The 13,181-nt window shown below is 60.9% G+C and carries 9 protein-coding genes and 1 pseudogene; 5 read left to right on the plus strand and 5 right to left on the minus strand.

From position 1 onward, the window contains the following. Nucleotides 1-136: 136 nt before the first annotated feature. Complete coding sequence (locus RHEC894_RS07670) at nt 137-1,894, plus strand: glycogen debranching protein (RefSeq protein ID WP_085736838.1); 1,758 nt, start codon at nt 137-139, stop codon at nt 1,892-1,894. Between the two features lie 170 nt (nt 1,895-2,064). Here the strand turns inward: RHEC894_RS07670 and RHEC894_RS07675 are convergent, their stop codons facing one another. Next, on the minus strand, nt 2,065-2,679 hold the full coding sequence (locus tag RHEC894_RS07675) for a GNAT family N-acetyltransferase (protein WP_085736839.1): 615 nt from the start codon (nt 2,677-2,679) through the stop codon (nt 2,065-2,067). Between the two features lie 178 nt (nt 2,680-2,857). Here RHEC894_RS07675 and RHEC894_RS07680 point away from each other — a divergent pair, with 178 nt between their 5' ends. The 3 genes from RHEC894_RS07680 to RHEC894_RS07690 all read left to right on the plus strand — a co-directional run bounded on the left by RHEC894_RS07680 (nt 2,858) and on the right by RHEC894_RS07690 (nt 6,045). Further along, nucleotides 2,858-4,192 carry an extracellular solute-binding protein gene (locus RHEC894_RS07680; RefSeq protein ID WP_085736840.1) on the plus strand — a complete coding sequence of 445 codons (1,335 nt, stop codon included), beginning with the start codon at nt 2,858-2,860 and terminating at the stop codon, nt 4,190-4,192. A gap of 126 nt (nt 4,193-4,318) precedes the next feature. After that, nucleotides 4,319-5,212 carry a sugar ABC transporter permease gene (locus RHEC894_RS07685; RefSeq protein WP_085738898.1) on the plus strand — a complete coding sequence of 298 codons (894 nt, stop codon included), beginning with the start codon at nt 4,319-4,321 and terminating at the stop codon, nt 5,210-5,212. Beyond that, complete coding sequence (locus RHEC894_RS07690; RefSeq protein WP_085736841.1) at nt 5,212-6,045, plus strand: carbohydrate ABC transporter permease; 834 nt, start codon at nt 5,212-5,214, stop codon at nt 6,043-6,045. The genes RHEC894_RS07685 and RHEC894_RS07690 overlap by 1 nt, the downstream gene beginning before the upstream one ends. 106 nt (nt 6,046-6,151) lie before the next feature. Here RHEC894_RS07690 and RHEC894_RS07695 read toward each other — a convergent pair whose 3' ends face one another. From RHEC894_RS07695 to RHEC894_RS07710, 4 genes and pseudogenes are all read right to left on the minus strand, one after another. Next, nucleotides 6,152-7,384, minus strand: coding sequence for an O-antigen ligase family protein (locus tag RHEC894_RS07695; RefSeq protein WP_085736842.1), 1,233 nt, complete (start codon nt 7,382-7,384; stop codon nt 6,152-6,154). Continuing rightward, nucleotides 7,381-8,943 carry an undecaprenyl-phosphate glucose phosphotransferase gene (locus tag RHEC894_RS07700; protein WP_085736843.1) on the minus strand — a complete coding sequence of 521 codons (1,563 nt, stop codon included), beginning with the start codon at nt 8,941-8,943 and terminating at the stop codon, nt 7,381-7,383. Before RHEC894_RS07700 ends, RHEC894_RS07695 begins: the two co-directional genes overlap by 4 nt. A 56-nt stretch (nt 8,944-8,999) precedes the next feature. Beyond that, nucleotides 9,000-10,170: pseudogene (locus RHEC894_RS07705) on the minus strand (glycosyltransferase). 3 nt (nt 10,171-10,173) lie between these two features. Next, nucleotides 10,174-10,749 carry a polysaccharide biosynthesis/export family protein gene (locus RHEC894_RS07710; RefSeq protein ID WP_010066330.1) on the minus strand — a complete coding sequence of 192 codons (576 nt, stop codon included), beginning with the start codon at nt 10,747-10,749 and terminating at the stop codon, nt 10,174-10,176. Nucleotides 10,750-10,939: 190 nt separating this feature from the next. Here RHEC894_RS07710 and RHEC894_RS07715 point away from each other — a divergent pair, with 190 nt between their 5' ends. Then, nucleotides 10,940-13,108 (plus strand): Wzz/FepE/Etk N-terminal domain-containing protein, encoded by a 2,169-nt coding sequence (locus RHEC894_RS07715; protein WP_085736844.1) that lies wholly within the window; start codon nt 10,940-10,942, stop codon nt 13,106-13,108. Nucleotides 13,109-13,181 lie beyond the last annotated feature (73 nt).

Here is a 13,181-nt window from a genome sequence, read left to right on the forward strand (position 1 = left end):
ATCGCGGCGCGGCGCATTCTTGGCATTATCTAAGTGTGCGTACCCATTTTCAGTACACCGTGGCCATCGCTTTGTCTATGTCCTTGACAAAAGGAAGGCCGCCTGTAGGCTGGGATCAAACGTGCGGGGATTGCCAATGATAAAGCCCTCGACTGATGGACAGCTTTTCGCCGAAGACGGCGTTTTACTGCCGATAATGGCGCCACGCCTTCAGGCGGATGTTCATCCGGACGGATATGCCGATCTCGCCCTTTGGGGCGCCGGCAGCCTGGGGCGCGTGAGATTTTCTGCAATCGAGGGCCCTTATAGCTTTGCCCCGAACCGTATGGTTTCCAAACATGGCGGCGTCTTCGTTGCGCAGTCGCTGCCGGTGATGTTGATCTGCGGTGTGCGCCTTCAGGGCGTATATCCCGCGCGTCGTTGCGCCTGGTGGCACGAGCCGGAGGGCCTAAGTGCGAGGGCGAAGCTCACTCGGACCCGGCATCGGCGGACTTTCGAAATGGCCTGGGGCGTTCTCATTGTCGACGCTCTCGGTCCGGATCTGCGGATTGCCGTCGGCGCTTCGAGAGACGAAGCCGAAAGCGCTCTCAACCTCACCAGCGAAGCGATCATTGCCGAAGCCGCCGAATATGTGGCGCGGTGCGATCTGACGCCAGAGGCCGACCCGCTGATGCGCAGCATGGTCAGCCAGGGGACCCATGCCGCCCTTTCGAGCATCCGGCGCGACGAAAACGGCGCCTTCGCCGGCCTTGCCGCCGGGCAGGCCTATAGTGCTCCGGCGCGGACCTATTACCGCGATGGCTACTGGACGATGCAGCCGCTCCTGACGCTTGCCCCCGAGGCGGTGCGCGACGAAATCCGGCTGCTGGCCAAGGGGGTGCAGCCGGATGGAGAAGCCCCAAGCGGCGTGATCTTGACAGGGCCTGCGCAATCGGAGGCCTGGCAGCGGTTTGTCGCCGACAGCAAGGCCAATCCCAAAACCCACAAAAGAGCCGTTCCGGAGTACCATAATCGACCGCAGGATTGGTGGAGCGACCACTTCGATAGCCCGCTTTTCTTCGTTCTCTTCCTGAGCGACTATTTCAGCGCAACGAAGGATTTAGCCGAGGTGCAACTGCACTGGCCAACGGTTCGGGCAATAGTTGATCGTTATCTCAGCCTGGCCGGCCCTGACAGCGTTCTGCCGCTGAAGCCGCGCAACGATCGGGACTGGGCCGACAACGTCTATCGTGAAGGCCTGGTCTCATACGATCTGGGCCTTTTCGTCGGCGCCATGGACGCGGTGGCAAGGCTTGGCGAGGATCTTGATCCGAAGCTTGCCGAACGCGCCCGCAGGACAGCAGACCTTGCCCGCCAGGAAATCGAGGCAAAACTCTTCGTCCCGGCGACGGGAGGATATGCCGACTACGGAACGCCTGGCGCTTTTGTCGAGGATCATCTGGCCCTCGACAGCCTGACCTTGTCCCGATTTGCTGCGATTTCGGAGCAGAAGGCCGTCGGATTGCTGAAAGCTTTTGAAAGCAAACTGGAAACGCGCCACAATCAGGAGCAGCCGTATGGCAGTTGGGGGGTGATGTGCGCCTATCCGCCCTTCAAGCGGCAAAGCGATCTGCGATCCAAGACCGCGTTTCCCTACCGCTACCATAATGGCTCGGACTGGCCCTATTGGGATGGCGCCTATGCCGAAGAACGCCTTCGTCACGGACTTGGTGGTGCGCGCTATGCGTTGACGCGCTGGTGGGAAACCTGCCTCGACAACGGCTGGATCGGTGCGGTGGAATATTTCTCGCCGCCTTATGGGCGCGGTTCCCTGCTTCAGGGCTGGAGCACCATGCCGGCGGCAGTTGTTTTGAAATACGGGCTTGACGCCGCAAATTCGGAGCCAATGTCATGAGCATGACGGCACCGTCGGTTCCAGAGCAATTCCAGCAAAACCGTGCCGTGGTTTTGCCGGGAAAGGCGCGAGGCGGTTTGCCCAGGCAAAACGCGAGGCGCTTTTGCCGGAAGTCGCGTGAAAACAGAAGGCTGGAGCGGTTTCGTGATTCAAAGAATGACGGAAAGGCTCTAGCCGGATCCCTCATCGATCCGCATGGCAAAGGCGACGGAGCCATCGCGCTCGAATTCGGAAAAGCCGAGGTGACGGTAAAAACCTCTGGCGCGTTGGTTGTTTGGATCGACACCGAGATGCACCGCTTTGATCCCGTGCTTTCGAAGCGCTTCAAGCTCGGTGCTGATCATCCTGCGCCCCCAGCCGCCTGCCTGAAGTCCGGGAAGAATGTTGATGTGAAGATGCGCCGGGTAATCGTCTTGAAGCCACGTCGTTCCGCTGCGCGGATTTTGAATGCGTTCCACCACGTCGGCATCGCGTGCACGGGTGGGCGTCAGTCCGGCGATCTGCTGGCGCACGAACGGCCACCAGTTTGCTGCCAGGTCTTTGTCGAACCCGCTGGTATCAGGCGCACCCACGACATAACCGACCGGCCGGTCGCCCTCAACGAGAACGAAGGCAAAGTCTCTGGCAAATTTGAGATAGGGTACCGACCAGATGTAACCGGGCAGATGCGGGTCGCTGTAAAGCGCGCTGGCATCCTCGCCGCCATTGGCGGTTTTCAGGCAGATGTCGAAAAGAGCTTCGGTATCGGCTTCAATCGCCGGACGGATGAAGCAGTCGGTGTCCATCGCTTTGCCACCTCCTGCGTGGCGCTTTGTCGTCATAGGTCGCGAGAGAGACTCAATGCGTTGACGATTACCTCAGATTCGCAGGCCCGGCAAAGGCCTGGGCAAGGAAACGTTCGGCCGGTGCCATAGGCAAGGTTCGGACGGGGGAGTGGAGAATAAACCAAATGAGGTGGAGCAGATGAAAAGAACCGTGAAATCGATCAGCATACTGCCGGCATACCGATTGAAAGCCGCTGTCGCGCTTGCTGGCGCGGCGCTTATGAGTTTCGGCCTTTCCGCCGCCCGCGCCGACGATCTGGCGGTGTGGGACGATCAAACCTTCGAAGGCCAGAGCGCCGTCATCGAACAACTGAACAAGGAGTTCGAAGCCGCGCATCCCGGTGTCACGATCAAACGCACCGCCCGCACCTTCGACGACATGAAGCTGACGCTGAAGCTTGCTGTTTCAGCAGGCGATGGCCCTGTCATCACCAAGGTCAACCAGGGCGCCGGCGACATGGGCGCGATGGTCAAGGAAGGATTGCTCCTGCCGGTCGACGAGTACATCAAGAAATATGGCTGGGATAAGCGCCAGTCGGATTCCGTGCTTGCCCGGGATCGCTGGGACGGGCCGAAATTCGGGGTAGGCAAGACTTACGGCATCTCAGGTCTCGGCGAGATCGTCGGTCTCTATTACAACAAGAAGATCCTCGACGACGCCGGCGTGGCGCTGCCGAAGACCTTCGAGGAACTCTTGGCCGATCTCGACAAGCTGAAGGAAAAAGGCGTCGCGCCCTTCATGATGGGCTCGGCAAAGCAGCATCTGGCCCTGCACATGATCGGCGCCATCGACCAGGCACATATCGACGCGGCCAACCGCGCCGAACTTGACGACCTGATCTACGGCAAAGGCGGCTCCTGGAACACCAAGGGCAATATCGAATCGGCCAAACTCGTGCAGAAATGGGCGCAAGGCGGCTATTTCTACCCGGGGTTCGAGGGCATCTCCGGTGACGACGCCGTCCAGCTTTTCATATCAGGGCAGGGCGCTTTCCTGATCTCGGGAACCTGGTACTTCGGTGACATGCAAAATAATCCGCATATCGGCTTCATGGCCATTCCTGCTCCGAAGGGTGTTTCCAAGCCCATGAGTGTCGGTGGCGTCGATCTTGCCTGGGCGATCACGAGCCTGGCCAAAGACAAGGCGAAGCAGGACCTGGCCGGCGAATACATCGACTATATGGTTTCGGAAAAGGCCGCTGAAAGCTGGGCCGCTGCCGGTTATCTTCCTGCAACATCGCTGCCGGCGGATGCAAAGCCCAAGCTCACGCCGCTCCTGACCTCCGGCATCGAGATGTGGAAGACGCTCAACGGCAATGACGCGCTCGGCCATTACCCCGATTGGTCCAGCCCGACGATGCTGAAGACGATAGACGACAACACGCCACTTCTTCTGTCAGGCAAGATCACGCCCGAAGCCTTTGTCGATGCGATGGACAAGGATTATCAGGCCTATCTGAAGGACAAGAAGTAATAGCACGGGCGCAGGTCACGTCCGCCCACCCGGCGGTCGTGGCCTGCGTTTCGTCGATCCTGAAAGAGCGCTGAAAGCTCTGGCTTGCCGCGCGACGACCAGAGCTTTGGCTTCATGGAGTACTGGATGAAACGCTCCGCACTTGATGGCTCGCAGCATACCAATTTTATCTATCTATTGCCCGGATTGCTGCTCTACGCGGCTTTTGTCTTTGGACCGATTATCGCAGCCTTGGGTTTGAGCCTGACCAGTTGGGACGGCTTGACCATGCCCAGATGGGTGGGTCTCGGCAATTACGCCGATCTCTTTTCCGACAGTCGTTTTTACATTGCCTTGCGCAACAATGCCGAGCTGATGATTTTCTATTGCGTCCTGCCGCTGGTGCTTGGCATCACCCTTGCTGCCTGCGTCTGGAATTTGAAGCAACGCGAACAACTCGCCCTGCGGACGTTCCTGTTCCTGCCCTACATCATGCCGACGGCCGTGTTGGGCATCATCTGGGCATGGCTCTACAATCCTGCATTCGGCCCGTTCAACCAGTTTCTGAGAGCCATCGGATTGGGCAGCTTCGCATTACCCTGGCTGGGAGATTTCAATTTCGTGCTTCCCGCGGTCGGGATCGTTGCGACCTGGTATTTCTTCGGTTTTTGCATGGTCATCTTCCTCACCGGAATTCAGCGTATCGACCCATCTCTTTTCGATGCTGCCAAGGTCGACGGCGCTTCGGCGCGAAAGACCTTTTTCTGGATAACGCTGCCGCTTCTCATGCCCGAGATAAGGGTGGTTTTGCTGTTGACGGTTATCGCGTCCATCAAAAGCTTCGACCTGATTTTTACAATGACCCGCGGCGGACCCGCCAATGCGACGCTGGTGCCGAATATCTACATGTATCAGCTCGGCTTCGAACTCAATCGGTTCGGCGCCGCAGCCGCCATCGCCATTGTCGGCGCGTTGCTGACCTTCGGAATCAACTTTGCAATTCACCGGCTGGTGGGCTCAAAAAGTAAAGGATTGGCTTGATGAGCCGTTCGTCCAACATCCCCGCCGCCGCGTTATTCCTTCGCATTGTCCTCTGGCTTCTTGCTTTCGTCACGATCACGCCGTTCCTGCTTCTGCTGCTGACGTCGATAAAGAGCAAGCCTGACGTTCTCAGGGGCGCATTCGCTTTGCCGGCCTATCCGCATTTCGAAAACTACGTCGATGCTTGGAATGCCGGGCATTTCAACATCTACTTCTGGAATTCGATCACCGTTGTCATCCCCGTCGTTGCCGCCAGCGTCTTTCTCGGTCTGCTGACCGGTTTTGCCTTCGCCTACCTGTCGTTTCCGTTCCGGCGCACGCTGTTTGCCATTCTGACGCTCGGCATGATGGTGCCGGCGGAGGCCTTCATCATCCCGCTTTATTATGAAATGCGGTATCTCGGGCTGATCAATACCTATGCGGCTCTCATCGTGCCGCAGATCGCGATGTCGATCCCATTCTCGACGATCTTCCTCGCCAGCGCGATGCAGCAATTGCCGGAGGAAATTCTCGAAGCGGCGGTCCTCGATGGCGCCGGACGCTTCTATATCCTGCGCAAGATCGTGATCCCGCTCATGATACCGGCAATGTCGACGCTGGCGCTCTTCCTGTTCATCTGGACCTGGAACGAGTTTCTCATTCCGTTCATTCTGGTCAATGACGACGCCTACCGGACGCTGCCCCTCGGCATGCTGTTTTTCCAGGGACGCTACACCGTCAACACGCCGGTCCTGACCGCCGGCGCGGTGATCGTGATTTTCCCGCTCATTCTGACCTATCTGGTTTTCCAGCGGCGGTTTATTGCCGGCTTGACGGCAGGAGCGACGAAGTAGACGGCCCATGCGCTCGGCGCTATGGCCGCGCGTGTGGCGCACTTCCAGCGCCGCAGGCGCTATTGCCTCGGGCCGAACTTGTGACGCACTTCCAGCGCCGCAGGCGCTATTGTCTCTGGTTGCGCTTATAACGCACTTCCAGCGCCGCGCAGCCCCAGACCGTGCCGAGCAGCAGATAGACGTGGCGCCAGTGATCGATATCGATGACGTTGCCGATCGTCGCATGGCCGAAGACCGAGATCCAGGCGATCATCAGAAAGGGCTGCCACGGCCGGTTGAGCAGCAGGTATCGGAAGCCGAGCGCGAGCGTCCAGGCGAGCATGCCGACATAGCTGACGAAGCCGAGCCAGCCATAGGTGGTGAGCGATTTCAGCCAGATATTGTGCTCGTCCTCGGGAAACATCGTGCCGAACACCAGCGGGCCGATGCCGAGCGGGCGTTCCATCATCATGGTGAAGCCGATCCGGTGGCGCTCGAAGCGGCCGAGATGTTCGCCGTCATATTGCTGCACCAGCTGGGCGCGTGTCGAAAACAGTTCGGCGACCTTGGGGATCTGCAGCGCCACCAGCAGCGAGACGACCAGCATGATGATCGCCGCCAGCGACAGGACCAGCACCCGCAGGCGAAAGGCGCCGCTGCGCTCCTTCAGCAGCATGATGAAAATCAGCAGCCCCACGCCGAGGGCGAAGAGCCCCCAGGCGGCGCGGGAAAAAGAGAGGAAGATGCCGAGCGCCAGCACCAGCAGAGCGGCAGCCTTCAGCGGCGATTTCCTCAGGTCGCCGACCAGGATGCCATGGACGAGATAGAGCGACGGCGGCACCAGGAAGGGACCAAAGACGTTCGGGTCCTGGAAGGCGCCCTTGGCGCGGTCGTAGAGCGTGAAGATTTCCGCGCCGGGAAAGGCGTGGAAATAACCGAGTATCCCCAGCGCCGACGTGGCGACGGCAGCAAAGGCCCAGGCGTTGAAGATCAGCGGCAGCCGCTTGTGGCTGTCTTCGATGATCGCTGCGTAGAAGACCGCCGTCAGCGCCAGGAAGGTCGAAACCGCAATATACATCGGCCCCGTCGCCAGATCCCTCATCTGCGTCAGCGACAGCATGCCGCCGATATTGAAGGTCAGCAGCAAGGCAAGCAGCGGCGCCACGCCGCGGGAAATTTTGAGGCCGAGGATGAACCAGAGGCCGATCAGCCCCGCCATCCAGAGCTCGTAGGGCGCCGGCTCGTCGATCACGAAACCGGAGAGGAAGACGCCGAAGGCAACGAAGGCCGAGCCTATCAGGCGCAGCGTCATCCGCTGCGGTTGGGCGACACGGGGATATGTCGCCTCGATCGCGCTCAATAGGCGTTTTCCGTGTTGAGCAGCCGGATCGGCGTCAGGAACAGGATTTTCAGATCGAACCAGAGCGACCAGTTCTCGATGTAATAGAGGTCGTAGGCGGTGCGGAACTTGATCTTCTCATCATTGTCCACTTCGCCGCGCCAGCCATTGATCTGCGCCCAGCCGGTGACGCCGGGCTTGACGCGGTGACGGGCGAAATACCCCTCGACGACATCGGAAAAGGCACGATCGCGGGCCTGGGCGAGAACGGCATGCGGGCGCGGGCCGACCAGCGAGAGTTCGCCCCTCAGCACGTTGAAAAGCTGTGGCAATTCGTCGATCGAGCTCTTGCGGATGATACGGCCGACGCGGGTAACGCGCGGATCGGCCTTGGTCACCGCGGCCTTGCCCGTGGGGTCGGCCATGTTGGTGTACATCGAGCGGAACTTGAAGACGTTGATGACTTCGTTGTTGAACCCATGCCGCTTCTGCATGAAGAAGACGGGGCCCTCGGACGTTGCCTTGATGGCGATCGCCGTCGCCACCATCACCGGCCAGAGCAGCGCCAGCGCGACAAGGCTGAAGAAGATATCGAAGCCGCGTTTGGCGACGGAATCCCAGTCGCGGATCGGCTTCTTGAAAATATCGAGCATCGGCACCGAGCCGACATGCGAATAGGCGCGCGGCCGGAAGCGCAGCCGGTTGGCATGCGCGGCAAGGCGGATATCGACCGGCAGAACCCAGAGTTTCTTCAAAAGGTCGTAGATACGCGCCTCGGCCGAAAGCGGCAGTGCGATAATCAGCATGTCGATGCGCGTCAGCCGCACGAATTCGACGAGTTCGGCGACGGTGCCGAGCTTCGGATAACCGGCGACCATGATCGGCGAGCGCTTTTCGCCGCGATCGTCGAAGATGCCGCAGATGCGGATGTCGTTGTCATCCTGCTGTTCGAGGATGCGGATCAGCTCCTTGGCCGGCTCGCCGCCGCCGACGATGACGGCCCGCCGCTCCATGATGCCGTTGCGCGCCCAGTTGCGGATGCCGTAGGCGACGAGGAAGCGTTCGGCCGCAAGGAACAGCGCGCCTGCGACGAACCAGGTGGTATAGGCATCGACCATTGCCCATGTCGTACCGCGGACGAGTGCGAACAGGCCGACGGTCAAAAGAAGGGCGATCGTCCACGACGCCAGAATGCGCGGCATCAGCCGCAGTTTGGCGCGAAGCGCCGGAATGGTGTAGGCATCGGCAAGCTGCAGGCCGATGCCGGTCAAGGCCGCAGCGATCGCCGCCATGCCTGCCCGCATCAGCGAGGAATCGTTGCCGTCGCCGGACCAGAAAAAATGGGTGATCAGGGCAATCGAAAAGAGTGCGATGAATTCCAGCAGTCGCAATTGCCCGATGATGATGACGGGCGAATTGGTCCCATCGCGGAACTGTTCGGCGATCTGCCGGGCAAAGGGATTGATTTCGGTCGGATCGGAAGGTTTTTCCTGACCCGCGTCGCCGCGCGCCTCGATGTCGGAGACCTGCCTGCGCAGGGCTTCCACGTCGAATTGATCGCCTTTTTCCAGCTTGTTCATGGGGGCTTTTCGCTCGTTGTCAGCAAGCGAAGTACCAGAAAGCCCCTAAGAAATATTTACGAGGCGGCGGGCATTGCCCGGCCGGCGTGCGGGATCGACGAGCTCATGGTATAATTTCAAGACATCGCGCGCCATGACGGCGGAGGAAAACACCGCCTTCACCGCCTCCGGCTTCGGCATCGTTCTGGCGTGCCAGTCGGGTGTGCTCAGCGTTTCCGCCATGACGCGGGCGAGATCGTCGGAATTGCCGGCCTCGACCAGTGCCGCGCTGTCTGCGCCGAGCACTTCGGGAATGCCGCCGACACGGCTGGCGATGATCGTCTTGCCGGCGCCGAGCCCCTCGAGCACGATATAGGGCATGGCTTCGGCGCGCGAGGGAACGACGAGGTTCTGCGCCATGGCGAAAGCTTCGTGGACGCGCATCGCCGGCAGCATGCCGATACGCTTGCCGAGGCCGCGTTCGACCATCATTTCGCGGTAGCGGTCGCGATCCGGGCCGTCGCCGATCATCAGCGCCGACAGCGGCCTGCCGAGCAGCCGCTCGGTCTTGGCGAAGGCATCGACAAACAGATCGGGACCCTTGAGGTCCCGGAGCATTCCGACATAGATGAAATGTACGGCATCCGAGCGGGTGGGGATCGGCTCGAAATCGCGCTCGCCGATGCCGTTATAGATCAGTTTGGTCTTCGTCCGCGGTTTGCCCACCTTGCGCGTATAGGTGTCGCGCTCATATTCGCAGATGAAGACCAGCGCATCGGTGAAATATTCCTGCAGGCGCTCCATCCTGAGGACGAACTGTCCACCGAGCGAGGAGCGCGAATAATGCAGGCTTCCGCCATGCGCGGTATAGAGGCGGGCTACGCGATACCTGTTCACCCGCAGGGCTGAGCCGGCAAGTCGCGCGAGCACGCCGCCCTTGGCGCCGTGCCCGTGCAGCACATCCGGCCGCAAACTTTTGATTTTCTTATACGTATCCCACATCGTCGCAATGTCGGACGGGCTGATCGAGCGCCGGATCGGCACGCGTGTCAGGCCGAGCGAGAGATAGGGTCTTATATCGTCGAACAGGCTGTCCTCGTATTCGCCGCCGGTCGAGCTGTCGCAGAGGATGCCGATCTCGTGGCCGGCCTTGCTGTGCTCCTCGACAAGATCGCGGACATGGCGGAAGATCCCGCCGACCGGCGACCTGAAGCAATGGAGGATGCGGAGCGGCTGTTGTTTTGTCATCGCTCAAAAGAGCCGTTCGCGGACGTAGATCGTGTCGCCGGCGATGATCGGCCCCGATATGTTGATGCGGCCGGTCAGCACCTGTCCGTTGATCTTGCGGGTGACGTCGACCATGTTCTGGTTGGCGCGGCTGGTAAAGCCGCCGGCAACTGCGATGGCATTCTGCACCGTCATGCCGGGGACATAGGCATACTGGCCGGGCTGGCCGACTTCACCCATGAGGAAGATCGAACGGTAGCGATCGACATCGATGGTGACGTCGGGATCGCGAAGATAGCCCTGCTGCAGTTTCTGGGCAATCTGCCCCGAGAGTTGCTGCAGGGTCCGGCCGCGGGCAGGGACCTGGCCGATGAGCGGGAAGGCGATATAACCGGCCTGATCCACCGTATAGGTGTTGGTCAGGCTCTGCTGGTCGAAAACGGTCACACGCAACCGATCGCCGCTGTCGAGCGTATAGGGCTGGATGGTCGCCTCGTTAAAGGCCTTCGGCGCCGGCTTATACGTCGTGCAGCCGCCCAATGCCGCCGTCATGGCTGCAAGGCTCAGGGCCAGAAGAATCTTGGGCTGGACGACAGACATCCGTTCGTGCTCACAGAAAATGAACTTGGTAGAGCCGTTATCGATCCGTTAGGGTTAATGCCCGGTAAAGGCCGCTTGCAATTTCCCGCGTTCCTTCACCCGAGTTGCTCATTACTCTGCGAGGTTGCCATTAACCGTTGAGTTACCATGGTCGTTTACGCTTGCGGCACCTTTGTTGTGGAGTAAGAGCATGTCCGGCGTAGTGCGTGATCAGGATGTGGACATCGACCTCGGCCAGTTGGTCCGCGCCGTCTGGGCGCGGCGGCTCAGGATTTTGACGATTACTCTCGTAGGGGCGGGCGTCGCCTTTGCCGGCGCCAAGATCATGTCGCCGCAATATCGCAGCGAAACGCGCGTCCTGATCGAACCCCGCGCGCCGGCCTTTGCCAGCACCCAGCAGGTCAACGACGCCGGCGCCGGTCCGCTGATGGATGAACTGAATATCGCAAGCCAAGTGCAATTGCTGCAATCGGCCGATCTTCTCAAGAAGGTCATCAATGACCTGAAGCTCTACAACCTGCCGGAATTCGACGATGCCGCCAACGGCTCGGCGATGGCCAGCATCCTGGTGAAGCTGCATCTGAAAAAGAACCCGCTGGAAAATCCGCCGGAAGAGCGGGTGATCGACGCCTTCGTCGAACGCCTGCAGGTCTACCAGGTGCCGGGTTCGCGCGTCATCGGCATCAGTTTCACCTCGAAGGACCCGAAGCTCGCCGCCGCCATTCCGAACGCCATGGCGAATGTCTATCTGTCGACGCAGAGCGGCGCCAAGCTCGATTCCAATTCCGAAGCGACGCGTTGGCTGGAGCCGGAGATCGAGGGCCTGCGCCGCAAGGTCAGCGAAGCCGAGCAGAAGGTCGCCGAATACCGAACCTCGCACGGGCTGCTGCAGACGAACGGCACGACCACCTTTCCGGCCCAGCAGCTGAACGATATCTCCGCCGAGCTGACCCGCGTGCGCGGCGACAAGGCCAATGCCGAGGCGAGGGCGCAGGCCGTGCGCAATGCGCTGTCTTCGGGCGAGGCCTCCGATACGCTGCCCGACATCATGTCTTCACAAGCGATCCAGCGGTTGAAGGCGACGGAATCCGGCTTGCAGTCGCAAATATCCGATCTGCAGACCAGCCTTCTCAACAGTCATCCGCGGCTGAAAAGCCTGCGCGCCCAGCTTTCCGACATCCGGGGCCAGATCCGCCAGGAAACGCAGAAGATCCTGGCGAGCATCGAAAACGAGTCCAAGGTCGCGGATCTGCGCGCCAGCGAACTCGAGCGCCAGTCGGCCACAGTGCAGGCCAACAGCGCCCGCGCCGGCGAAGACGAGGTCGGTCTCAATGCGCTGGAACGCGAGGCCACCGCCCAGCGCCAGCTGCTCGAAACCTATCTGGTGCGCTACCGCGAGGCCGCGTCCCGCGCCGACAGCAATTCGAGCCCGGCCGATGCCCGAATCGTTTCCAAGGCGATCGAGCCGGTCGATCCCTATTTCCCGAAGGTGGTGCCGATCGTCGTCGTCGCCGCCGTCGCGACGCTGATCATGAGCGCCATTATCACCATGCTTGCCGAACTTTTCAGCGGCCGGGCGCTCCGCCCCGTCGATGCGTCTCCTGCGGCAGTCGAGGTGGAAGCGGTCGCCGAGGAGAAGGATGTACCGCAGGCCGCGCCGATCGCAGCAGTGGCCAGAAAGCCTGTCCGGCCGAGCATGCTCGCGATGGTCGCTGACGAAGAGGATACGGTCGAGGACGTGCTGGCTGGTGACGAGGCAGTCGAAGACGACAACGAATTCTCCGTCGCCTCGGTTGCTGACTATCTCAGCGACAGCCGCGCGCCGCTGGCCATCGCGATATCTCCGACCGGTGACGACGGCTCGGCGGCGACAGTCTCGCTGACCCGCATGCTCGCCGATGCCGGCCGCCGCGTTATTCTGATCGACATGACCGGTTCCGGCTACCCCACAGAACTGATGGCCGAGGATCAGGCCGCTCTTGGCGTGACCGATCTGCTGTGCGGCGAGGCCGCCTTCGGCGACACCATCCACGGCGACCGCCTTTCCGATGCCCATCTCATCCCGCAGGGCCGAAGCGACGTGCGCCGCGCCATGCGCGGTGTCGATCGGCTGTCGCTGCTGCTCGATGCGCTCGCCGCCGCCTATGACCTCGTGGTGGTCGAATGCGGCTCGGCCGATGTCGCCGGCGTCTCGCGGCTGACGCGCAGCCGGGATGTCGAAATCATCCTCTCGCTGCCTGAGCTCGAGGAGACCGTTTTCGTGGCGCTGATGACGGAATTTCAGGCTGCGGGCTACGAACGCGTCGTGCTGATGTCGGGCGGCGACGGGGCTGAGCAGACGCTCGGCCAGGCGGCCTGAAGCATGTCGTGCAAAAGTGTGCAGCGGTTTTCCCAGGCAAAGCGCGAAGCGCTTTTGCCGCAACGACATGCGT

Origin of the sequence: Rhizobium sp. CIAT894 (assembly GCF_000172795.2) — a bacterium.
In the GTDB taxonomy this organism is placed as follows: Bacteria; Pseudomonadota; Alphaproteobacteria; order Rhizobiales; family Rhizobiaceae; genus Rhizobium.

What these genes read in the sequence shown, in the direction of transcription:
- RHEC894_RS07670 (WP_085736838.1), top strand. Translation starts at nt 137, where the DNA reads ATGATAAAGCCCTCGACTGATGGACAGCTTTTCGCCGAAGACGGCGTT.
- RHEC894_RS07675 (WP_085736839.1), bottom strand. Translation starts at nt 2,679, where the DNA reads ATGGACACCGACTGCTTCATCCGTCCGGCGATTGAAGCCGATACCGAA.
- RHEC894_RS07680 (WP_085736840.1), top strand. Translation starts at nt 2,858, where the DNA reads ATGAAAAGAACCGTGAAATCGATCAGCATACTGCCGGCATACCGATTG.
- RHEC894_RS07685 (WP_085738898.1), top strand. Translation starts at nt 4,319, where the DNA reads ATGAAACGCTCCGCACTTGATGGCTCGCAGCATACCAATTTTATCTAT.
- RHEC894_RS07690 (WP_085736841.1), top strand. Translation starts at nt 5,212, where the DNA reads ATGAGCCGTTCGTCCAACATCCCCGCCGCCGCGTTATTCCTTCGCATT.
- RHEC894_RS07700 (WP_085736843.1), bottom strand. Translation starts at nt 8,943, where the DNA reads ATGAACAAGCTGGAAAAAGGCGATCAATTCGACGTGGAAGCCCTGCGC.
- RHEC894_RS07710 (WP_010066330.1), bottom strand. Translation starts at nt 10,749, where the DNA reads ATGTCTGTCGTCCAGCCCAAGATTCTTCTGGCCCTGAGCCTTGCAGCC.
- RHEC894_RS07715 (WP_085736844.1), top strand. Translation starts at nt 10,940, where the DNA reads ATGTCCGGCGTAGTGCGTGATCAGGATGTGGACATCGACCTCGGCCAG.